This is a genomic window from Acidimicrobiales bacterium (assembly GCA_035546775.1).
Lineage (GTDB): Bacteria > Actinomycetota > Acidimicrobiia > Acidimicrobiales > JACCXE01 > JACCXE01.
The window spans coordinates 55,412-77,540 of record DASZWD010000060.1 but is presented as its reverse complement, the minus strand read 5'-3'; the positions used below and the strand labels follow the sequence as shown (position 1 = coordinate 77,540).

22 protein-coding genes are annotated in these 22,129 nt (G+C 68.8%); 2 read left to right on the top strand and 20 right to left on the bottom strand.

The features are described 5' to 3' along the window. Position 1: 1 nt before the first annotated feature. From VHC63_15435 to queA, 16 genes are all read right to left on the bottom strand, one after another. Complete coding sequence (locus tag VHC63_15435; protein ID HVV38002.1) at positions 2 to 697, bottom strand: A24 family peptidase; 696 nt, start codon at positions 695 to 697, stop codon at positions 2 to 4. Next, positions 694 to 1,533, bottom strand: coding sequence for a shikimate dehydrogenase (locus VHC63_15430; GenBank protein HVV38001.1), 840 nt, complete (start codon positions 1,531 to 1,533; stop codon positions 694 to 696). Before VHC63_15430 ends, VHC63_15435 begins: the two co-directional genes overlap by 4 nt. Continuing rightward, positions 1,533 to 2,549 carry an endolytic transglycosylase MltG gene (gene mltG, locus VHC63_15425; protein HVV38000.1) on the bottom strand — a complete coding sequence of 339 codons (1,017 nt, stop codon included), beginning with the start codon at positions 2,547 to 2,549 and terminating at the stop codon, positions 1,533 to 1,535. Before mltG ends, VHC63_15430 begins: the two co-directional genes overlap by 1 nt. Before the next feature lie 11 nt (positions 2,550 to 2,560). Beyond that, on the bottom strand, positions 2,561 to 2,992 hold the full coding sequence (gene ruvX, locus VHC63_15420; GenBank protein HVV37999.1) for a Holliday junction resolvase RuvX: 432 nt from the start codon (positions 2,990 to 2,992) through the stop codon (positions 2,561 to 2,563). After that, positions 2,989 to 5,568 carry an alanine--tRNA ligase gene (gene alaS, locus VHC63_15415; protein HVV37998.1) on the bottom strand — a complete coding sequence of 860 codons (2,580 nt, stop codon included), beginning with the start codon at positions 5,566 to 5,568 and terminating at the stop codon, positions 2,989 to 2,991. The genes ruvX and alaS overlap by 4 nt, the downstream gene beginning before the upstream one ends. 45 nt (positions 5,569 to 5,613) lie before the next feature. Further along, entirely contained in the window at positions 5,614 to 5,820 is a 207-nt protein-coding gene (locus tag VHC63_15410) for a hypothetical protein (protein HVV37997.1), read from the bottom strand. An 11-nt stretch (positions 5,821 to 5,831) separates the two neighbouring features. Next, complete coding sequence (locus tag VHC63_15405) at positions 5,832 to 7,079, bottom strand: replication-associated recombination protein A (GenBank protein HVV37996.1); 1,248 nt, start codon at positions 7,077 to 7,079, stop codon at positions 5,832 to 5,834. A 147-nt stretch (positions 7,080 to 7,226) separates the two neighbouring features. After that, a complete protein-coding gene (aspS, locus tag VHC63_15400; GenBank protein HVV37995.1) occupies positions 7,227 to 8,948 on the bottom strand; it encodes an aspartate--tRNA ligase in 1,722 nt (573 codons plus the stop codon). Continuing rightward, the gene (gene hisS / locus VHC63_15395) at positions 8,945 to 10,189 is read right to left on the bottom strand and encodes a histidine--tRNA ligase (GenBank protein ID HVV37994.1); all 1,245 of its coding nucleotides are present in this window, start codon (positions 10,187 to 10,189) and stop codon (positions 8,945 to 8,947) included. The genes aspS and hisS overlap by 4 nt, the downstream gene beginning before the upstream one ends. Before the next feature lie 79 nt (positions 10,190 to 10,268). Continuing rightward, on the bottom strand, positions 10,269 to 12,485 hold the full coding sequence (locus tag VHC63_15390; GenBank protein ID HVV37993.1) for a bifunctional (p)ppGpp synthetase/guanosine-3',5'-bis(diphosphate) 3'-pyrophosphohydrolase: 2,217 nt from the start codon (positions 12,483 to 12,485) through the stop codon (positions 10,269 to 10,271). 7 nt (positions 12,486 to 12,492) lie between these two features. After that, positions 12,493 to 13,023 carry an adenine phosphoribosyltransferase gene (locus VHC63_15385; GenBank protein HVV37992.1) on the bottom strand — a complete coding sequence of 177 codons (531 nt, stop codon included), beginning with the start codon at positions 13,021 to 13,023 and terminating at the stop codon, positions 12,493 to 12,495. 19 nt (positions 13,024 to 13,042) lie between these two features. Next, entirely contained in the window at positions 13,043 to 14,194 is a 1,152-nt protein-coding gene (gene secF, locus VHC63_15380) for a protein translocase subunit SecF (GenBank protein ID HVV37991.1), read from the bottom strand. Beyond that, positions 14,191 to 15,633, bottom strand: coding sequence for a protein translocase subunit SecD (secD, locus tag VHC63_15375; protein ID HVV37990.1), 1,443 nt, complete (start codon positions 15,631 to 15,633; stop codon positions 14,191 to 14,193). The genes secF and secD overlap by 4 nt, the downstream gene beginning before the upstream one ends. Then, positions 15,630 to 15,917: a preprotein translocase subunit YajC gene (gene yajC, locus VHC63_15370; protein HVV37989.1), complete on the bottom strand. Its 288-nt coding sequence runs from the start codon at positions 15,915 to 15,917 to the stop codon at positions 15,630 to 15,632. Before yajC ends, secD begins: the two co-directional genes overlap by 4 nt. A gap of 14 nt (positions 15,918 to 15,931) precedes the next feature. Then, positions 15,932 to 17,044, bottom strand: a complete 1,113-nt coding sequence (gene tgt / locus VHC63_15365) for a tRNA guanosine(34) transglycosylase Tgt (GenBank protein ID HVV37988.1) — start codon at positions 17,042 to 17,044, stop codon at positions 15,932 to 15,934. After that, complete coding sequence (queA, locus tag VHC63_15360; GenBank protein HVV37987.1) at positions 17,041 to 18,051, bottom strand: tRNA preQ1(34) S-adenosylmethionine ribosyltransferase-isomerase QueA; 1,011 nt, start codon at positions 18,049 to 18,051, stop codon at positions 17,041 to 17,043. Before queA ends, tgt begins: the two co-directional genes overlap by 4 nt. Before the next feature lie 108 nt (positions 18,052 to 18,159). Between queA and VHC63_15355 the strand changes: the two genes are divergently transcribed. Next, entirely contained in the window at positions 18,160 to 19,164 is a 1,005-nt protein-coding gene (locus tag VHC63_15355) for an RNA polymerase sigma factor (protein HVV37986.1), read from the top strand. Then, positions 19,161 to 19,406: a hypothetical protein gene (locus tag VHC63_15350; GenBank protein HVV37985.1), complete on the top strand. Its 246-nt coding sequence runs from the start codon at positions 19,161 to 19,163 to the stop codon at positions 19,404 to 19,406. The genes VHC63_15355 and VHC63_15350 overlap by 4 nt, the downstream gene beginning before the upstream one ends. Here the strand turns inward: VHC63_15350 and ruvB are convergent. Genes ruvB through VHC63_15330 form a run of 4 tightly spaced genes read right to left on the bottom strand, consistent with a single transcriptional unit; the run spans position 19,403 to position 22,076 of the window. Continuing rightward, positions 19,403 to 20,455: a Holliday junction branch migration DNA helicase RuvB gene (gene ruvB, locus VHC63_15345; GenBank protein HVV37984.1), complete on the bottom strand. Its 1,053-nt coding sequence runs from the start codon at positions 20,453 to 20,455 to the stop codon at positions 19,403 to 19,405. The genes VHC63_15350 and ruvB overlap by 4 nt on opposite strands. Next, on the bottom strand, positions 20,455 to 21,069 hold the full coding sequence (gene ruvA / locus VHC63_15340) for a Holliday junction branch migration protein RuvA (protein HVV37983.1): 615 nt from the start codon (positions 21,067 to 21,069) through the stop codon (positions 20,455 to 20,457). Before ruvA ends, ruvB begins: the two co-directional genes overlap by 1 nt. Next, positions 21,066 to 21,566, bottom strand: a complete 501-nt coding sequence (gene ruvC, locus VHC63_15335; GenBank protein ID HVV37982.1) for a crossover junction endodeoxyribonuclease RuvC — start codon at positions 21,564 to 21,566, stop codon at positions 21,066 to 21,068. The genes ruvA and ruvC overlap by 4 nt, the downstream gene beginning before the upstream one ends. Before the next feature lie 57 nt (positions 21,567 to 21,623). Next, on the bottom strand, positions 21,624 to 22,076 hold the full coding sequence (locus VHC63_15330) for a peroxiredoxin (GenBank protein HVV37981.1): 453 nt from the start codon (positions 22,074 to 22,076) through the stop codon (positions 21,624 to 21,626). Positions 22,077 to 22,129 lie beyond the last annotated feature (53 nt).

The window sequence follows — 22,129 nt, the reverse complement described above, 5'->3', positions numbered from 1 at the left end:
GTTAATGACGGGCGAAGCCGAGTAAGAGATCGCCGCCCACGAGCACGAAGAGCATGCCGAGCGCCAGGAAGGGCCCGAAAGGCAACGGGTCGCGGGTTTTCTTCCGCCGCGCCGCCAGCAGCGCCAGACCGACGACTGCCGCGAACACGAACCCGGAGAAGATCCCGAGAATCACCTGTTGCACGCCCAGCCACCCGAGGTCGAGTCCGATCAGGCCCGCCAGCCGCACGTCGCCGAACCCCATGCCGTTCGGGCTGATGATGTGCAGGATCAGCAGCGCGCCAAATCCGCCAAGCCCGCACAGCACGGCGCGCTCCAGCGGGTTGAGGTGCCCGTCGACCAACGCCGCGATTGCCAGCAAGAGGGCGACGGCGCCGACCGAGGGCCACACGATGCGCTTGGGCAACAGGAACAGGTCGAGGTCGATCACCGACAGCGGCACCAATGCCACGGCGGCGACGACGTGGGCGGCGGCGACGGGGTGCGCTCCCGTCTGGGCGGCGACGGCGGCGCCGATGACGGCGAGCAGCGGGGCGAGCAGCTTGTTGCGCTCGAGCCATGGCCCGACGCGGGGCACGGGCGGCGGATCGTCGTCGGGGTCGGGCGGCGTCTCGCGGATGAGCTTCGCCGCGTACGGGGTTGCGATGACACCGAACACCGCGGCCCCCAGCGCCACGAGAAGCGTGGCGACGTTCATCGGTGCATGTGGGCCACGGCCGCCATGGCCGCGGCCGACATCGCCGGCAGGGGCGCGTCGTGACCCGTCCACAGCGCGAAGGCGTGCGCCGCCTGGTGGACGAGCATCCCGAGACCACCGACGGCGTGGGCGCCGGCGGCGCGCGCCGCCTGAATCGTCGGCGTTATCGGCGGCGCGTAGACGAGATCGACCACGAGTTGCTCGGAGTGGAACAGCGCGGGGTCGACCGCCGACCGCTCAGCGTGGCCCACCATGCCGAGCGGCGTGGCGTTGACCACAAGGTCGGCGTTGACGATGCTCTCGGCGCCGCCGACGCGGCCGCGCGCGCCGGCGAGCTCCGCGGCGCGCTCGGCGTTCTGGGGCGCGCGGTTGATCACCACTACCTCTTCGGCACCGGCCTCGGCCAGCGCCAGGATCACTGCCCGCGCCGCTCCGCCGGCACCGAGCACCGCGCACTTCTTGCCGGCGACGGCGAAGCCCTCGTCGTAGGCCAGCGAGTCGACGAGGCCGGCGCCGTCGGTCGAGTGCCCGACGAACTCGGTGCCCTCGCGCACGATGGCGTTGACCGCACCAAGGGTCGCGGCCGTCGGGCTCAAGCGGTCGAGCGCTTCGATCACCGTCGCCTTGTGCGGCATGGTCACCGACAGCCCGTCGACGCCGAGGGCGCGGGCGCCGGCGATGGCAGCGGGGGCGTCACCGTCGGCCACTTCGAAGGCCACGAACACCCAGTCGAGGCCCGCTTCGGCGAACGCCGCGTTGTGGATTGCGGGCGACAACGAGTGGCGCACCGGGTCGCCGATCACGCCGGCCACTCGGGTGGTGCCCGACGGCGGCATCAGGGGTTGACCCCGCGCCGCTTGGCATCCGCGATCGCCGCGTTTTGCTCCGCCAGAGTCACCGAGAACTTGTGCGTGCCGTCCGCTTGGAACTTCACGTAGTACAGCCACGGGCCGTCCGCCGGGTGCAGCGCGGCGCGGATGGCGGCGCGGCCGGGCGCGCTGATCGGCGTCGGCGGCAGCCCTTTCACGAGGTACGTGTTGTACGGCGAGTTGATCTTGAGGTCGCTGTAGAGCACCTGCCCGTTGGGCCGGCGGCCGCCGCGGGCATAGATCACGGTGGCGTCGACCTGGAGCAGCATTCCCATGCTCAACCGGTTGTCGATGACGCGGGCGATCTTGGGGCGGTCGGCCGCCACCTTGCCTTCGCTCTCGACCAGCGAGGCGATGGTGAGCGTCTGATAGGCGTCGTGGCCGAGAGCGCCGGCGGCGAGATCCTCTTCGGTGGCGACGTCGTCGAAGGTCGACACCATGCGACTCAGAATGTCGACCTCGGTGTCCTTGTCTTCGACGAAGTACGTGTCGGGAAACACGAGACCCTCGAGGTTGTGCACGCTCGCCGGCTCGAATCGCGAGCGGATCGTGTCGCTCGCCGCGGCGGCGAGGAACTTGTCGGCCGACTTCCCCGGTAGCTGGCCGACCTTGGCCGCGATCTGTTTGAGCGTGTAGCCCTCGGGAATGGTCAAGCGGTGGAACGTGTGCTTGGGCCCGGCCTCCAACTCGTCGACCACGTCGTCGATCGACGACCGCGCCCGCATCGAGTAGTTGCCCGCCTGCAGTTCGCCTGGATGCAGCTTCAGATAGATGCGAAACACGCGGCGGTTGGTGATCACGCCCTTGTCGTGGAGGATCGAGCCGATCGTGGCGTTTGACGAACCTTCGGGGATCGTGAAGTCGACGAGCGCGCCCGGCGCACCGGGCGGGTTCAGCTGGCGCTGGAACCACACGAAGCCCGCACCGAGCAACAGGGCGAACGCGACGACGGCGATCAAAATGACCCGCACGGCGTTACGCATGGCGAGCGACCCTACCCGCGGTCCGTGGGGCACCCGGCATCAAGCCACGACTGCAGAATGACCGCGGCGGCCACCTTGTCGACGCTGTCCTTGCGCTGCTTGCGGCGCACGCCGCCTTCGATCAACGACCGCTGCGCCGTGACCGTGGACAGGCGTTCGTCCCAGAACACGACGGGCACCGCGAGCGCGGCGCGCAGTTCTTCGGCTTCGGCGCGCACCGCTTGCGCGGCGGCGGTTTCCTGCCCGCGCATGTTGCGCGGCAAGCCCACCACCACGACGGTTGCCTGGCTGTCGTCCACTGCGGCGGCGATCGCGGCGTGATCGGCGGCGTGGTCGTTGCCGCGGCGAATGACGTCATAGGGCGACGCGATGACGCGACCGGGATCCGACGTCGCCACGCCGATCCGCACGCTGCCGAGGTCGAGCCCCAAAGCGCGCGTCACGCGCCCGCTGCGGCTCCCGCGAGCTTGAGCGCCTCGTCGATGGCGGCGACGTTGCGACCACCGGCCATCGCCATGTCCGGGTTCTTCGAACCACCGCCCTGGACGGCTTTGGCGGCATCCGCGAGGATTGCTCCGGCGTCGAGGCCGGCGGCGCGGCCGTCCTTGCTCACGACGGCCACCAGCGCGACCTTGCCCTCCTCCGGCGAGCCGCCGAGAACGACGGCGTTGACGCCCGACTGATCGCGCACGGCGAGCGCCAGGTCGCGCAGCTGGTCCTGGACCAGCCCGTCACGTCGCGCGACGACCACGCCGTTCGTCGCCGTCGCCGCCAGCGCTGGACCTTCGGCGCGGGCGCTCGCCGACTTCAGATTGCGCAGTTCGGTTTCGAGCGCCTTGTTGCGTTCGAGGGTGCGCGTCACGGCGGTTATCAGTTCGTCGGGCGACGCCTTCAGCAGCGCGGCGGCTTCCTGCACAAGCCGATCGCGCTCGTTCATCCACTCGATCGTGCCTTCGCCGGTGGTGGCGAAGATGCGGCGCATGTTGGCGCCGATCGACTCTTCCTTCGTGATCTTGACGGTGCCGATCGTGCCCAGCGCCGAGACGTGCGTGCCGCCACAGAACTCGATCGAATTCGGGCCCGCCTGAATCACGCGCACGCGATCGCCGTACTTGTCACCGAAGAAGGCGATCGCGCCCATCTGCTCGGCTTCGGTCTTCGAGTACTCGCCGCGGCCCACCGTCGGATTGGCGAGGATCTCGGCGTTGACCAACGCTTCAACCTGGGCGATCTCGGCGGCCGTCATCGGCTGGTGGTGGCTGAAGTCGAAACGCAGGAATTCGGGACTGACGAGCGATCCCTGCTGCTTCACGTGGTCGCCCAGCACTTTGCGCAGCGCCCAGTGCAGCAAGTGCGTGCCGGTGTGGTTGCGCATGATCGCTTCGCGTCGGGGCACGTCGATCGACACGGTGGCGCGCTGGCCGACTTCGATCTCGCCTTCGAGCTTGCCGATGTGGCGGAACAAGCCCGGAATGGCCGCGGTCGTGTCGGTCACCTGGACGAGACCACTGGCCGTCTCGATGGCGCCGGTGTCGCCCACCTGGCCGCCGCTCTCGGCGTAGAACGGCGTCCGGTCGAGGAAGACCTCGACGGTGCCGTCCTCGTTCTCGAGCACCGCGACGATCGTCGAGTTGGACTCAGTGTCGTCGTAGCCGACGAAGATCGTGGGCCCGTGCTGGTCGAGGATTTCCCGGTACGTGGCGGTATCGCGCCCGTCGGCCGCGACGATTTTCCGGCCGGCCTTGGCCCGACGGCGCTGCTCGGCCATGCGCTCGTCGAATCCGGCGCGGTCGAGTTCGACGCCGCGCTCTTCGGCGACTTCGGTCGTGATCTCGATCGGGAATCCAAACGTGTCGTGAAGCTGGAAGGCGACCGCGCCGCTGACACGACCGGTCGCCACCTCTTGTTCCAACACCGCCGAGCCGTCACGCAGCGTGCGGCGGAATCGTTCCTCTTCGCGTTCGACGTGGCCGAGGATCGTGTCCTTGGCCCGCACCAGCTCGGGGAACGCCTGTGCGCTGATGTCGATGGCGGCGCCGACCAGGTCGGGCAACACGACGCGCTCGACACCGAGTTGATACGTCTTTCGCACCGCGCGTCGCACGACGCTGCGGCAGATGTAGCCGCGCTCCTCGTTCGACGGCACCACGCCGCCTTCGATGAGGATCGGGATGGTCCGCGCGTGGTCGCCGAGGACGCGGAGCGCAGCCGTCGTCGTCGGGTCGTTGCCGTAGCGCGCTCCGGTGAGTCGTTCGGCTTCGGCGACGATGCGGCGCAGCTCGTCGGTGTCGAACACGGTATCGACGCCCTGGAGGAGCATGAGCCAGCGCTCGAGACCGCCGCCGGTGTCGATGTTCTTGCGCGGCAGGTCGAGGATTTCGCCGTTCTCGCCGTACTGGTTCTGCATGAACACGAGGTTCCAGAACTCGACGTAGCGATCACTGTCGCCGTGTTCGGGCCCGCCTTCGGCACCCCACTCCGGGCCGCAGTCGTAGTGGATCTCGGAGCACGGTCCGCACGGACCCGTCGGGCCCATGTCCCAGAAGTTGTCCTTGTCACCGAGCCGCTGGATGCGCTCCATCGGCACGCCGATCGTCTCGTGCCAGATCGCCTCGGCGTCGTCGTCGGTCGTGTGCACCGTCGGCCAGAGACGGTCGCCGTCGAATCCCACGACCTCGGTCAGCAGCGCCCACGCCATCTTGATGGCGTCTTCCTTGAAGTAGTCGCCGAAGCTGAAGTTGCCCAGCATCTCGAAAAACGACATGTGGCGGCGCGTCTTGCCGAGTTCGTCGATGTCGTTGTGCTTGCCCGAGAGGCGAATGCACTTCTGGATGCTGGTGGCGCGCGGGAATGGCGCCGGTTCCTCGCCGAGGAAGTACGGCACGAACTGGTTCATGCCGGCGTTGGTGAACAGCGGCGCCGTCGGATGATGCGGGATGACGCCCGACGACGGGACCCGCGTGTGCCCGCGCTCGACGAAGAAGTCGGTGAAAGCGCGGCGCAGCGAATTCGAGTCCATGACGGATATCAATCTACGGGACGGGGGCCGGCCGGCCCGCAGCCTTTAGGACGCGAGGTTGTCGCTCGACAGGTCGCGGATCACCTGGCGGGCCTGCGACGCCGCAGTCTTCGCCCCCCGGACGATGTCATCGCGCATGTTCACCGGCCGCAGGCGATCGGCGGCGCGCGCCGCCTGCTGCACGCGCACGGCGAGGTTGTAACCGGCGAACGTGCCGAGGGCGAACCACAAGAGGCGTCCGAACATGCGCATAGGTGCCCAGCCTAGGAGCCGCGGCGGCGCTGTTGGCGGTCCTTCACCTCGGCCTCGAAGCCGTGCTCGGACGGCTCGTAGTACGTCCGCCCCGCAACTTCGTCGGGGCGGTACTCCTGGGGCACCCATCCGCGCGGGTCGTCGTGTGGATACTCGTAGCCCACGCCGTGGCCGATGCGGCTGGCGCTGCGGTAGTGCGAGTCGCGCAGGTGCGCGGGCACGGGACCGGCGGGACGCGCCGCCACGTCGTCGAGTGCGCTCCAGATCCCGAGGGCGCTGCGGTTGCTCTTGGGCGCGGTGGCCAAGTGCACGACCGCCTGGGCCAGGTTCAGCTGCGCTTCGGGGAAGCCGACGAACTCGACGGCGTGCGCGGCGGCCGTCGCCACCAGGAGCGCCATCGGGTCGGCCATGCCGACGTCTTCGCTGGCGAGGATGACGAGGCGGCGGGCGATGAAGCGCGGATCCTCCCCCGCGGTGATCATGCGCGCCAGCCAGTAGAGACCGGCGTCGGGATCGCTGCCGCGGATCGACTTGATGAACGCCGAGATGACGTCGTAGTGGTCGTCGCGCTCGTAGCGCAGGGCGCGGGCGCCACGGGCCGCCTCGGCGTGCTCGAGCGTGACGTGCTTGTCGGGACCCGCGAGGACAATCGCCACTTCGAGCGACGTAAGCAGGGCGCGGCCGTCGCCGTCGACGAGGTTGATGAGGTGGGCGACGGCGTCGTCGTCGGCGGTGGCGCCTTCGCTGTCGAGGGCGCGCTGCGCCAGCTTGTGCATCGAGTCGTCGCCCAGCGGTTCGAGGCGGAACAACGTCGAGCGCGATAGCAGCGGCGCGTTCACCTCGAAGTACGGGTTCTCGGTCGTGGCGCCGATCAGCGTGAGCGTGCCGTCCTCCACCGAGGGCAGCAAGGCGTCCTGCTGCGCCTTGTTGAAGCGGTGCACCTCGTCGAGGAACAGGATCGTCGGCCGGCCACCCTCCGCCAGGCGCTGGCGCGCCCCGTCGACGGTGTCGCGCACGTCCTTCACGCCGGCGGTCACCGCGCTCAGCGGCACGAAGGCGCGGTTGGTGACGCTGGCGATGACCCGCGCCAGCGTCGTCTTGCCGGTGCCCGGTGGACCCCAGAGGATGATCGAGCTCAGCCGGTCCGACTCGACCAGCGTGCGCAGGGGTCGCCCGGGCCCGAGCAGGTGTTCCTGGCCCACGATCTCGTCGAGCGTGGTCGGCCGCAGCCGGTCGGCCAGCGGCGCCTGCCGTCGCAACTGCTCGCGCAGCTGCTCCTCGAAGAGGCTGTTGTCGGACGCGGATTTACGGCTCGGGATGCGTCGAACCTACCCAACCCACTGCAATTGGTGATGCTGAGGCAGGGTCTTTCTGCTTCACCATCACCAATTCGCGATAGGGGGCGGTTACTTCGGTGGCGGCATGTGCCGCAGCTGAAGCTCCGTCAGCTGGGCGTTCTCGATCGGCGTGGGCGCGCCGGTGAGCAGGTCGAGGCCCGATTGCGTCTTGGGGAAGGCGATGACCTCGCGAATGTTCTCCTCGCCGGCGAGGATGGCGACGAGGCGGTCGAGGCCGAAGGCGAAGCCGGCGTGGGGCGGGGCGCCGTACCTGAACGCGTCGAGCAAGAACCCGAAGCGCCGCTGCGCCTCCTCTTGCATGATGCCCACGGCGTCGAACACGCGCTGCTGGATGTCGGGGCGGTGGATTCGCACCGAACCCGAACCCAGCTCCCAGCCGTTGAGCACGAGGTCATAGGACTGGGCACGCACCGCCAACGGATCGCTCTCGAGGTTGTCGAGGTCCTCGAGGTTGGGCATCGTGAAGAGGTGGTGGGCGGCGACGGGCCGGCCGTCGTCGTCGATGCCTTCGAACAGCGGGAAGTCGACGATCCAGGTGAAGTGGAGGCCGCCTTCGGTGACCGGGGGGCGGCCGAGTTCGACGCGCAGGAGGCCGAGGACGTGGCGCACCTTCGGGCGCTCGTCGGCCACCAGCAGGAGCAGGTCACCGGTCTGGGCCTTCATCTCGGTGCGCAGCGCGCCGATCTCGTCGGCGGAGAGGAACTTGGCGACGGGCGAGTCGAGGCCGTCGTCGGTCACGCGCATCCACACGAGACCCTTGGCGCCGTAGCGCTTGGCCATGTCGGTGAGGTCGTCGAGCCGGTTGCGGGTGAACTCCGCGCCGCCGTCGACCTTGATGCCCTTGACGCAGGGCGCCTTGAACGCGTTGAACTCGGTCGCAGCAAAGACGTCGGTCAGCTCGACGAGTTCCATGCCGAAGCGCAGGTCGGGCTTGTCGGATCCGAAACGCTCCATGGCGTCGAGCCACGTCATCGTTTCGATGGTGCCGAGGTCTTCGCCGGTGACCGCCTTGACCGCGGCGGCGACCGCGCGCGAGGTGGCCGCGAGGACGTCCTGCTGCTCGGCGAAGCTCATCTCCAAGTCGAGCTGCATGAACTCGAACTGACGGTCGGCGCGCAGGTCTTCGTCGCGCAGGCAGCGGGCGATCTGGAAGTACTTGTCGCAGCCACCGACCATCGACAGCTGCTTGAACAGCTGCGGGCTCTGCGGCAGCACGTAGAACGTGCCGGGCTGGAGGCGCGACGGGACCACGAAGTCGCGCGCCCCTTCGGGCGTCGACGCGATGAGCATGGGCGTCTCGATCTCGAGGAAGTCCTGCTCCTCCATGGCACGGCGCACCGCGCTGTTGACCTTGGCCCGGACGCGCAGGTTCTTCTGCATGCGCTCGGTGCGCAGGTCGACGTAGCGGTAACGGAGACGGATGGTCTCGTCCGTGTCGACGCGCCCGTCGAGCGGGAACGGCGGCGGCTCGGCGGTGTTCAGCACCTCGACACTACAGTCGCCGATCTCGACCTCTCCCGTCGGCAGATTGTCGTTGACCGTGCCCTCCGGGCGAGCGCGGACAACCCCGGTCACGGCGACGACGTACTCGTTGCGCAAGTCGTGGGCGCCGTCGACCACGCACTGCACCACGCCGGTGTAGTCACGCACGTCGACGAACGCCAGGTGCTCGCCGTGCTCACGCCGACGAGCCACCCAACCGCAGACCGTGACGGTCCGCCCGATGTCACTGGAGCGCAGGGCCCCGCAGTAGTCGGTACGGAGGGTCACGAGGACAACCTTTCATTGAGGGAAGCAACAAGGTTCGCACGCTCGACGCTGACGGGCTCACCCTTTTGCATCAGCGTGCGGATGGTGATGCCGGTGTCTTCGACGACGATTGCGAGGCGCGCCCCCGACCGCAACGCCGCGGTCATCTGCGACTTGAACGACCGGTTGTCGAAAGCGCGGTCGACGCGCAGACCGGCGAGGCGCAACTCGCGGGCGATGTCGCGCGCGGCGTCGCCTCCTGTCGTGTCGATGACGAACACGTCGAGGCGCTCAGTCGGGGTGGCGAAGGCGCCTTCGGCGTCGCAGGCGATGAGGATGCGCTCGATGCCGAGCCCGAAGCCGATGCCCGGCGTCGGCTGACCACCGAGCTGCTCGATCAGCCCGTCGTAACGGCCCCCGCCGCCGGCGGCGTTCTGGGCCGACTCGAGGGCCTCGGCTTCGAACTCGAAGGTCGTGCGCGTGTAGTAGTCGAGGCCGCGCACCAGCGACGGGTCGAGCACATACGCGATGCCGGCGGCGTCGAGGCCGGCCCTGACCCGCGCGAAGTGCTCGGTGCAGGGCTCGCACAACCGGTCGACCATGTGGGGCGCGTCCTTGGTGGCGGCGATGCAGTCGTCGCGTTTGCAGTCGAGCACCCGCATCGGGTTCTCACTGATGCGGTCGCGATGTTCGGGACACAGCTGGTCGCGGCGGGCTTCGAGGAACGCCTCGAGCTCGGCACGGTACGCCGGCCGGCAGACGCTGTCGCCGAGCGAGGTCAGGCGTAGCTTGAGACGCGTGAGGCCGAGGGCGGCGTAGAAGTCGCACGCCAGCGAGATGACCTCGACGTCGACGTCGGCGTCGCTGGTGCCGATGGCTTCGACACCGACCTCGTGGTGCTGGCGGTACCGCCCCTTCTGCGGGCGGTCGTAGCGGAACTTCGGGCCGGTGTACCAGACCTTCCACGGCGGCGTGGGGTGGTACTCGAGATAGGCGCGCGCCGCCTGCGCCGTGCCTTCGGGGCGCAGGGCGATGTGGCGGCCGCCCTTGTCCTCGAAGTCGTACATCTCCTTGCGCACGACGTCGGTCGAGCCACCGATGCGCTGGAACACGCCCACGTCCTCGAACATGGGCTGCACGAGCAACTCAAATCCGTACCGGTGCGCCATAGTGGCGAACAGCGCGATGAGCGCCTCGTAGCGGGCCGACTCGGGGCCGAGGACGTCGAAGGTCCCCTTCGGAGCTTTGTACTGACCGGCCATGGAGCGACGAAGCCTAGAGGCCGACACTTCTGTGAAAGATTTTCCGTGTCAGACACGGGCGATCCTTCACAGAACGCCGTTAGTTCCTTCCGGGCAGCGCGCGGTAGGCGTCGTAGACGGAGTCGATGCGCTTGATGGCCGACAGGAGCGTCTCGAGGTGCGACGGGTCGGCGAGTTCGATGTCGAAGCGCATGCGCGACAAGCGGTCGGCGCCGGCGCCCGTCGCCGAGCCGAGGATGTTGATGTGGTGCTCGGACAGCACCCGCGACACGTCGAGCAGCAGGCGGGTGCGGTCGAGGGCCAATACCTCGATCGACACCATGAACACGCCCGGCGACTCGCGGTCCCACTCGACTTCGATCAGCCGCGACTCCCCGGAGTCGGCCATCGCCGTCAGCGACGCCGCGTTGGCGCAGTCGACGCGGTGGACCGACACGCCGCGGCCCCGTGTCACAAAGCCCAAGATGGCGTCGCCCGGCACCGGCGTGCAGCACTTCGAGAGCCGCACCATGACGTCGTCGAGCCCTTCGACGTAGACGCCGGCCGGGTGCCGCTTGCGGGCGCTGCGCCGCTCCTGGCGCGCCGTGGTCGGCAGTTGCTCTTCGTGATCGCCGCCGCGCAACTCACGGGCGATGCGTTGGGCGACGGAGTGCGCCGAGACGTGGTTCTCGCCGATCGCGGCGTACAGCGCGTCGAGGTCGGCGTGACCGATCTCGACGGCGATGGTCGGCAACATCGGCGAGTTCGACAGCTTCTGGACGGGCAAGCCCTCGCGTCGCATCGCCTTGAACAACTCGTCACGACCATTGTCGATGGCGTCGTCGCGGCGCTCCCGGCTGAACCACTGGCGGATCTTGTTGCGCGCCCGCGGCGACGCTACCTGGTCGAGCCAGTCGCGCGACGGGCCCGCGGTCGGCAGTTTCGAGGTGATGACCTCGACGGTGTCGCCCGACGACAGCTTCGAGTCGAGGCGTGCCAGACGCCCGTTGACGCGCGCACCGATGCAGCGGTGACCGACCTCGGTGTGCACCGCGTACGCGAAGTCGACCGGTACTGAGCCGATCGGCAACGTCATGATGTCGCCCTTGGGAGTGAAGACGTAGACCTCGTCGGTGTCGAGGTCGAGTTTGAGCGTCTCGAGGAACTCGGCTGGGTCGGTGGTGTCCTGCTGCCAGTCGACGAAGCGCTGTACCCAGGCGATGTCCTGGGGCGTTGCCTTCTCCTTGTAGCCCCAGTGCGCGGCGATGCCGAACTCGGCGCGCCGGTGCATGTCGTGGGTGCGGATCTGCACTTCCAGGGGCTTGCCGCCCGGGCCGACGACGGTCGTGTGCAGCGACTGATACAGGTTGAACTTCGGCGTGGCGATGTAGTCCTTCACGCGCCCGGGCAGCGGCGGCCACGTGGCGTGAATGGCACCGATGGCGGCGTAGCAGTCCTTCTGCGACTCGACGAGCACGCGGATGCCGACGAGGTCGTAGATCTCGTTGAACTCCTTGCCCTTGATCACCATTTTCTCGTAGATCGAGTACAGGTTCTTCGGGCGACCGGTGACGGTGGCTTCGACCCCGAGGCGTTCGAGGTGTTCGCGGGCGGTGTCGAGCACGCCGGTCAGATACGCCTCGCGCTCAGGCGAGCGCACCGCCACCATGTGGTCGATCTCGGCGTACAGCTTCGGGTGCAGCACGGCGAAGGACAGGTCCTCGAGCTGCCAGCGCAGTTCCTGGATCCCGAGGCGGTGCGCCAGCGGCGCGTAGATGTCGAGCGTCTCCTGCGCGGTGCGGCGCTGCTTCCACACCGGCATGGCGGCCACGGTGCGCATGTTGTGCAGCCGGTCGGCGAGCTTGATGATGAGGACGCGCCAGTCCTTCGCCATCGCCACGAGCATCTTGCGCATCGTGGCGGCCTGCTGCGCCTCCTTGGAGTCGAAGGCGACCCGGTCCAGTTTGGTGACGCCGTCGACCACGGCCGCCACCACGCTGCCGAATCGGTCGGCGACGTCGTTGAGCGTGAGCGACGTGTCCTCGACCGCGTCGTGCAGCAGCGCGGCGGCGATGGTGATGTCGTCGAGCCCGAGGCCGGCCACGATGTTGGCCACGGCCACCGGATGGTGGATGTAGGCCTCGCCCGACTGTCGCGTCTGTTCACGGTGCGCTTCGGCCGCGCTGTCGTACGCCCGCAGGATCAGGGCGGCGTCGCCCTTGCTGTGGCGCTGGCGGTAGGCGTCGACGACGGGCGCCACGATCGAGTCGGACGCGGCGGTGCGCCGCCACGGCAGGACCTTGTCGACCGTCGCCATCGCTCAGCTACTCGTAGGTGACCAGGGTCGTGACGTCGCGACCGGCGAGGCGGTCCCGCCCGTGCAGGAACGCCAACTCGGCGAGGAACCCGAGGCCGACGACGATGCCACCGAGTCGCTCGACCAGTTCGACGGCCGCCACCGCCGTGCCGCCGGTGGCGAGTACGTCGTCCACGATGAGCACGCGCGCGTCCGTGGGGATCGCATCGGCGTGGACCTCGAGCACACCGTCGCCGTACTCGAGCGCGTACATCGTGCGTTCGACGACCCGCGGCAGCTTGCCTTCCTTCCGCACGACCACCAGTCCGGCACCGAGGCGGTAGGCGACGGGCGCGGCCGTGACGAAGCCGCGCGCTTCGATGCCCACGACGTAGTCGACCTGGTCGCCGGCGACGTGATCGGCGAGGGCGTCCACCGCGAAGCGGAAGGCGTCGGGATCCGCGAACAGCGGCGTGATGTCTTTGAAGTCGACGCCCGGCCGTGGGAAGTCAGGGACCTCTGTGATGTGGTTCTTCAACCAACCGAAGTCCGACGACATGAGTCGAGTGTACGTTCGGCTAGCGCCGACGACCCTTCTTCCGCGCCCGGGCGGTGATGGGCGCGGAAGCCGGACGCGACGCACCCTCGCCGGTCAGCACCTGGCCGGGCACGAGCGGTGCGGCGCCCCCGGTATCGCGGTCGCGGTAACCACTGCCCGCCGCGCCCACGGTCGCCACGCCGGGCACGAGCGGACCGCCGCCGCCGACGCCGCGCGCCAGTCGGTCTCGCACGGCGGCGAAGCGCGGCTCACGCTCTTTCAGCCACGCCAGGATCGGCGACGCGATGAAGATCGACGAGTAGGCGCCCGACGCCAGACCGATGAGGAGCGCGATGGCGAATTCCTCGAGGGTGGTGGCGCCGAGGATGAAGGCGCCGATCACCAAGAGCGACAGGATCGGCATGACCGCGGTGAGCGTCGTGTTGACCGACCGCATCAGCGTCTGGTTGAGCGACACGTTGACCATGTCGGTGTAGGTCATGCGCCCGCTCACCGCGAGTGGTTTGGTGTTCTCTTCGACCTTGTCGAACACGACGATGCCGTCGTAGATCGAATAGCCGAGGATCGTCAGGATGGCGATGACCGTCGGCGGCGTCACCTCGAGTTTGAACAGCGAGTACACGCCAACGGTGATCAGGATGTCGTGCACCAGGGCGATGAGAATCGTCACGGCCATCTTCCACTCGCTGAAGCGCACGGCAATGAAGATGCCGACCAGCACGAGGAACCACTCGAGGGCGCGCTGCGCCTTGGCCGTGATCTCCTTGCCCCACGTCGGCCCGACGGAGTTGACGCTGATCTGGCGCTCCTGCACGTGCGCCGCCTTGGCGAGATCGACGGTGATCTTGTCCGCCGCCTCCGTGCTCTTGGGATCGGCTTCGATGCGGATGGCGCCGCTGCCGAGCTGCTGCACCTTGGCGTCGCGCAGCGCCGCAGGCAGCGTCGAGCGCGCCTTGGCCACCGTCAGCTTGTGGGCCGGTATCTCCCACGACGTGCCGCCGCGGAACTCGATACCGCGGTTGAGCCCGTTGAAGGTGAGGCTCAACAGTCCGAGCACGATGATGATCCCCGAGGCGAGGAAGAACCACTTGCTCGCGTTGAGGAAGTTGATGCGCGTTTCGCCGTGGTACAGGCGGGTCCAGAGGCCTCGTTCGTGCGTTGCGTTCGTCATCCTGCGGCTCCTTCCACCGCGAGGCCGCGGGCCACGCCGAGGTGACGGGCCTCGGTGAACGTCCGGCTCTGGGCCAACACCGCCACCATTGGCCGGGTGAAGAAGTAGGCGACGAAGAGGTCGAGCAGCGTCGACAAGCCGAGGTAGAAGGCGAAGCCGCGCACGGGGCCCACCGTCAACCAGTAGAGGGCCAGCGCAGCGATGAGGCTCGAGCCATCGGCGTTGAGGATGGTGCGATACGCCTTGGAGAACCCGCGGTCGACCGAGCTGCGAATCGTCTTGCCCGACTTCAACTCGTCTTTCAAACGTTCGAAGAACACGACGTAGGAGTCGACGGTCACGCCGATCGACACAATGATGCCCGTGGCACCCGACAGCGAGAGCGTGAGGCCGTTGTGCTCACCGAGGTACCCGATGATCGACCACAGCAGCGACGCCGACACCGTCAGGCCCATGACCACCACGATGCCGAGAGCCCGGTAGTAGAAGATCATGTAGAGCAGGACGAGGACGAGACCGACCAGGCCGGCGAGCACACCGGCCTTGAGCGAGTCCTTGCCGAGGGTCGCCGAGATCTTCTCGACGTTCTGTTCCTTCAGCTGTACGGGCAGGGCGCCGTAGCGCAGCACGAGGGCCAGGTCCTTCGCCTCCCGCTGGGTGAACGAACCGGTGATCGTGGGCTTCCCGTTGAACGACGTCGCGTTGATCGTGGGCGCCGACTTCACCACGCCGTCGAGCACGATGGCGATCTGCTTGCCCTGGTTCGCCGCCGCCATGGCGTCGAACTGGGGGCTCCCCTTGCTGGTGAGGAACAGCTGGACGTACCACGTGCCCTGCGACTGGTCGAAGGCGGCTCGGGCGGTGCGCACCACCTGGCCCGTCAGCAGCGCCGGGCCGAGCTGGAAACGCTCGACCTGGTTCCCCTTGGCGTCGTTCATCGGCAGGATCACGGTCTCGGTGGCGATGTCCTGGTCCCGCGGCGTCGTCGGGATGTCGGGGATCGTCGTCGTGGTGGTGGCGCCCTCGGCGGTCGTGGACGTGGTGGCGCCCTTCTTCGTCGTCGTGGTCGCCGCCGTCTTCTCCGGCGGGATGTTCGCCTGCAGCACCGGACGGAAGCGCAGTTCGGCGGTCTGGCCGATGATCTTGCGCGCCTTGTCCTGGTCCTTCACGCCGGGGAGCTCGACGATGATGTTGTTGCCCTGGGTGGTGATGTCGGGCTCGCCGACGCCGAGAGCGTCGACGCGGTTGCGGATGATCGCCACCGACTGCTTCAGCACGCCGGAGTCGACCTTCTTGGCCGGCGCCAGCACCAGCGAGATACCCCCCTGGAGGTCGAGGCCGAGGGTGGGCTTGTTCTTCTTGACCAGCGTGTAGGTCAGCGAGCTGAGCGCGACTGCGACGATGATGACGAGCGACAGCGCGTTGCGCCGCTTCTTCATTCGGTCGTCTCCGTGGCTCCTGGTGCCGGCTCGTTGCTCGGAGCCCGCTGGGCAATTGCGCCCTTGGCGAGGGTCACGACGACGCCCGGGGCGATCTCGAACTGCACGTCGCGGTCGCCGATAGCGGTCACGTGACCGACGATGCCGCCGGCGCTGACGATCTCGTCACCGATGGCGATCGACGAAACGAGGTTGTTGTGCGACTTGACGCGGCTCTGCTGCGGCCGGAGCAACAGGAAGTAGAAAGCAGCGAGGAGCAGCAGCGGAAAAATCAAGGCACCCATAGCGGCGGCCGAACTTACTTGACCTGAGGGCGATCCCAGATGTCGACGACTTCCTCCCGGATCGCGGCGAATCGCCCGGCAGCGATCGCCTCGCGGATCCTTCGCATCAGGCCGAGCACCCAGGCCAGGTTGTGCAGGGTGAGCAGCCGCGCCGCACTGGGCTCGTTCACCTGCAGCAGGTGGCGCAAGTAGCCGCGGCTGTAGCGCTGGCACGTCGGGCAGTCGCAGGCGACGTCGATGGGGTCCGCGGACGTGGCGTGCACGGCGTTGCGCACCTGAAGCCGACCGGACGCCGTCAAGGCGGTGCCGTGGCGCGCCAGGCGGGTCGGCAACACGCAGTCGAACATGTCGACGCCCCGGGCGATCGCTTCGACCATTCCGATCGGGTCGCCGACGCCCATGAGGTAGCGGGGCCGGTCGACGGGCAACTCCGGCGTCGTCGCCTCCAGCGTGCGCACCATGTCGGCGCGGGACTCGCCCACCGACAGCCCGCCGATGCCGTAGCCGTCGAAGTCGAGGGCGACGGTGCGCCGCGCCGAATCCACGCGCCGCGCCTCGTCGACACCACCCTGGACGATGCCGAACAGCGCCTGGCCCTCGGGACGCGCTGCGCCGCGGGCACGCTCGGCCCACTGCGCGGTGCGCTCGACGGCGAGGCGGATGACGTCGTCTTCGGCCGGCAGCGCCGAGCAGACATCGAGCACCATCTGGATGTCGGCGCCGATCGCGGCTTGCGTCGCCACCGCGCTCTCGGGCGTGAGCCGATGCTGCGACCCGTCGTAGGTCGAGCGAAACGTGACGCCCTCGTCGTCGACTTTGGGGTTGAGCGAGAACACCTGGAAGCCGCCGGAGTCGGTGAGGGTATGGCCGCGCCACCCGCTGAACGCGCCGAGGCCGCCGAGTGCGGCGACGACATCGGCGCCCGGCCGCAGCATCAGGTGATACGTGTTGCCGAGCACGACCGACGCGCCCAGCGCCTCGAGGTCGCGGGCGTCGACCGCCTTCACCGAACCACGCGTCCCCACCGGCATGAACACCGGCGTCGCAAACGTGCCGCGCGCCGTCGTGACGGTGCCGGCGCGCGCCTCGCCGTCGACGGCTTCGATGGCGATCGGCGACACGCTCATGCGCCGCGCCGATCGACGAGCATGGCGTCACCGAAGGACAAGAAGCGGTACCCGTCGCGCAACGCCAGCGCGTACAGGTCGCGCCACCGCGGACCGCTGAAGGCGTCGAGCAACGCGAGCAGCGACGATCCCGGAAGGTGGAAGTTCGTCAGCAGCACGTCGACGACCTTGAACGGGTAGTCGCCGTGAATGAACAACTCCGTCGAGCCGCGGCGCGCTCCCGTGGCGGCCCACGACTCGAGGCAGCGCAGCGACGTCGTTCCTATCGCGATGACGCGCGACGCCTCGGCGATGGCCGCCGCCGTCTCCTCCGGCACCAGATAGGTCTCGGCGTGCATGTGGTGGTCCTCGACGCGCTCAGACGACATCGGCCGGAACGTTCCTAGCCCGACGTCGAGCGTGACGGCCGCGACGCGCGCCCCGGCGGCACGGCAGGCGTCCAGCACTTCCTCGGTGAGGTGGAGTCCCGCGGTCGGCGCGGCGACCGACCCGGGGTTGCGGGCGTACACCGTCTGGTAGCGCTCAGGGTCGTCGAGGCGTTCGTGGATGTAGGGCGGCAGCGGCACGTCACCGATGGCGGCGACGAGTTCGTCCGGCGACCCGTCGCCCAGCAACTCGACGGCACGCGTGCCCGCCTCGTCGAGCACGTCGCCCACCACTGCGACCGGCTTGCCGGCGTGCAGCAGTTGCGTGCCCGGTGGCACGCGCTTGCCCGGGCGCACCAGCGCTTCCCACGACGTATGGGTGTCGTCCCGGGGCGACAGCAGGAACACCTCGACGTTTCCGCCCGTCTGTTTCTGCAGACGCAGCCGAGCCTGCAGGACCTTCGTGTCGTTGACGACCAAAATGTCGCCGCTTCTCACAAATTGGCACAAATCCCGTACACGCGCGTGCTGCGGCGCAGCATTTCCAAGGCTTACGAGCAATCTGGCGGCATCCCGGGGTTCGATCGGCCGCTGAGCGATGGCACTTTCGGGCAGGTCGTAGACCAGTTCGCTGACCTGCATGGGCGCCGAATCTAGAACGCTGGATGAATTCGAAGGATCGTGGCTGTACGAATCCGCTCGCCTTCGCTACCCTAAGGGCTCCGTCGAGTACAGAGGGTTGGGGCTGGAGTGGCTGTCCGGGCAGACGACGTCGATCTCGTAAGGGACCGTAGCCTGGTCGAACTTTGCCAAGCGGGCGACGAAGCCGCCTTTGGCGACCTCTACGCGCGCTACTACCAGCGCCTGCTGCGCTTCTGCGCCCGTCGTGTCGGCGACATGCACGAAGCCGAAGAGATCACGCAGGAAGCCTTCGCCCGCGCCTTCACCGCCATGCCGCGTTTCGCCGGTGAGCGTCGCTTCTACCCGTGGCTGACCGTGATCGCCGCTCGCTTGTGCATCGACAGCCACCGCCGCGTGTCGCGCTCTGAGCCCACCGCCGATATCGACCCCGGCGCCGTCGACGGCGGTCAGCAGCAAGTCATCGACAACGTCGATCTGGCGTACCTGTCGCAGGCGATGCAGCAGCTCGGCCCGCGCCACCGCGAGGTGCTCGAACTGCGCGAGACGCAGGGCTGGAGCTACCAGCAGATCGCCGATCACTACAGCGTCACGATGGGCACCGTCGAAGCGCTGCTGTTCCGGGCGCGCAAGGCGCTGCGCCGTGAGTTCCTGGCGCTCGCCGGCCCCGACGCCCGCCTCGCCAGCCTGCCGATCCTCGGCATCGCGTGGCGGATCGCGGCGCGGGCCCGCATGCACGCCGGGGCGCTCTCGTCCCAGCTCGCGCCGGCCGCGGCGGCCAGCGCCATGGGTGTGGCGGCGGTCGCCACCTCGCTCGGCTTCGGCGGCGCCGCCGCACCCGCGGTGCCGGCCGTCGCGGCGCCCAGGGTGCCCACGGTCGTCACGGTCACAAGCGCCGTAGCGGCGTCACCGGTTGTTCCGGCGACCGTCGCGCCCCCGGCAACGCAGCAAGCGGCTCCGGCCGTGGTGGCAACGACACCTGCAGCGGCGAATTTCCAGAAGACCGACGCCACCTCGGCGAGCGCGTCGAGTCCGTCGGGCCTGGCAGTCGGCCGTTTCTTCGTCGCCACTGACGCCGCGAACATCGGCAAGGTTCAGTTCGGGGTGCGCAAGTGAAGCGACTCATCGCGGGCGCGGCCATCGTCGCGGCCGCCACCGGCATGCTCGCGGCTCGACCAGTGCTGGCGGACGGTTCGTCGCCAGTGTCCGACCCGCGTTCCAGCGCGACCGTCGGGGCGCTGGTGAATCCTGTCCTGGCGCTCGTGCCGTCGCCGCCGGGCTGGGCACAACGCCACGTCTGCTTCGGCGACACCAAGACGAACCAGGCGTGGTGCCTGTTCTTCCCGTTCCCCTTCTAGTCGGGCGCGTCGAACAACCCGAGCGCTTCTGAAGCCACATTCGGCGCGGCTGCGGGCGGGTCGAGGCCGAGTTGGCGCCAGGCGGCGGGCGTCGCCATGCGACCACGCGCCGTGCGCACGAGAAAGCCGCTGACCAACAGGAACGGTTCGTGCACGTCCTCGACCGTCTCGGGCTCTTCACCCACAGCGACGGCGAGGGTCGACAACCCGACGGGTCCGCCGCCGAAGCTGACGCACAACGCCCGCAGCACGGCGCGGTCGACCTTGTCGAGGCCCTGCTCGTCGACGCCGTAGAGGGCGAGTCCTTCCCGGGCGACGGCGGCGTCGATGGTGCCGTCGCCGTGCACCTCGGCGACGTCGCGCACGCGCTTGAGCAGACGGTTGGCGATCCGGGGCGTGCCGCGCGAGCGCCGGGCGATCTCGCCTGCGCCCTCGGGCGTGATCGGCACGTCGAGGATGCGCGCCGCCCGGTCGACGATCACCTGGAGGTCCTCGGCCGGATAGTGGTCGAGTTTGGTGACGAGGCCGAAGCGGTCGCGCAACGGCGCGCTCACGAGGCCGGTGCGGGTGGTGGCGCCCACGAGGGTGAACGCCGGCAGCTCCAGGCGCAGCGAACGGGCGGCGGGGCCCTTGCCGAGGACCACGTCGAGTTGAAAGTCCTCCATCGCCGGATACAGCACTTCCTCCACTTGCCGCGGCAGGCGGTGAATCTCGTCGATGAAGAGCACGTCGCCTGCCTGCAGGTCGGTGAGGACCGCGGCGAGATCGCCGGCGCGCACGATCGCGGGACCCGACGTGACGCGCAGGTTCACGCCCATCTCCGCGGCGACGATGCCGGCGAGTGTCGTCTTGCCCAACCCGGGCGGACCGGCGAACAGCACGTGATCGGCGGGACGCCCACGGCGGCGCGCCGCTTCGAGCATCACGGAAAGGTGCTGGCGCACCTCGGCCTGACCGACGAACTCGTCGAGGTGCCGCGGCCGCAGGTTGATCTCCTCGGCGCGCTCGATCGGGTCGCTGCCGGGGCCGAGCAACTCCTCGCGGGGCATCAGCGCGCCGCCATCAGGGTCTTGAGGGCGACGCGCAGCAGGTCGGACGCGTCGTCACCGTCGTCGGGTAGCCCGCGCACGGCGAAGGAGATCTCGTCGGGCCCGTAGCCGAGGTTGGCGAGGGCGTTGCGCACGTCGGCGCGGGCGTTGGTGAGCAGCGCACCGGCGTCGCCGTTGACCGCGGCGAGGGTGGCTTCGGGGTCGGCGTCGAGGGCGAGTTTGGTCTTGAGGTCGAGCAGCAAGCGAGCGGCGGTAGTCTTGCCGATGCCGGGCACCGCGCACAGGGCGTCGATGTCGTCGGATGCCACGGCGCGGCGCAGCGCCATCGGCGTGAGATGGCTCAGCACCGCCAGCGCCAGCGCCGGGCCGACCTTGTGGGCCGACAGCAACACTTCGAACGCCACCCGTTCGTCGCTCGTGGCGAAGCCGTACAAAACGATGGCGTCTTCGCGCACGTGGGTGTGCACGTGCAGGAACACCGTGTCGCCGAGGTCGCCGGCGGCGACGAGCGTGCGCGTCGGCACTTGGACCCGGTAGCCGACGCCGTTCACGTCGACGAGCAACTCCCCCGTCGGCATGCGGTCGAGGATCTGGCCGCGCAGCGAACCGATCACTGCGCCACCGCCATCCGCGCGCGACGTGGCCCAAGTGACGCGTGCGTGAGCGCCAGCGCCAGCGCGTCGGCGGCGTCGGGTGGGCGGGGCGGAGCCGCCAGACCGAGTTGGGTCTGGACCATGCGCTGCACCTGCTCCTTGGTGGCGGCGCCGTAGCCGGCCACCACCGACTTCACTTCGTTGGCGGTGTACTCCGCGACCTCGCAGCCCATGGCGTCAGCCAGCGCCAGCGCGATGCCACTCGCCTGCCCCACCGACATCGCAGTGCGCACGTTGGTCTGGAAGAACACCTTCTCCACGGCGACGGCGTCGGGTTGCAGCTCGTCGAGCAGCGTCTGCATGTCGCCGAGCAGGATCGACAAGCGGCGCGGCAGCGGCGCCGCCGGATCGGTACGGATGACTCCTGCGGCCTCGGCCGTGACGCGTCCGTCGGGCGTGGCGCGCACCGCGCCGTAGCCGCAACGCGACAACCCCGGATCGACCCCTAGGACGAACATGCGTTCGTGATGCTACCGGCGGGGTGTGCGCCGGTGGTGGACCGCAATCGGTACGCGTTAGGAGGCCGCTTTGACCGCCGCGATCAACTCGTTCGAGGACCGGAACGTCATACCGGCGATGGCGCGGTGCACGTAGCGGACGATGCCGTCGGCGTCGATCACGAACACGCTGCGGCGGTAGAAGCCGAGCGGGCCGAGCACGCCGTAGGCCTCACCGACCTTCTTGTCGGTGTCAGCCAGCAGCGGGAATTTGTAGCCGCGCTTGCACGAGAACTCGTCGTGGCTCTCGACCGACTGCGGGCTGATCCCGAATACCTTGGCGCCGACCGCGTCGAAGCTCGCCAGGTCACCCTGATACGAGTCGAGTTGTTTCGTGCACACCGGCGTGTTGTCACCGGGATAAAACGCCAGCACGACGGGCGCACCGCGCAACTCGCTCAGCGTGTACGCGACGTCGCCCGTGCCGCGCAAGGTGAAGTCAGGTGCGGTGTCGCCAACGCCGATCGCCATCGGCGTCAGTCTCGCACCGCCGCGGGCATCACCCCAACCCGACCGCCGACGAC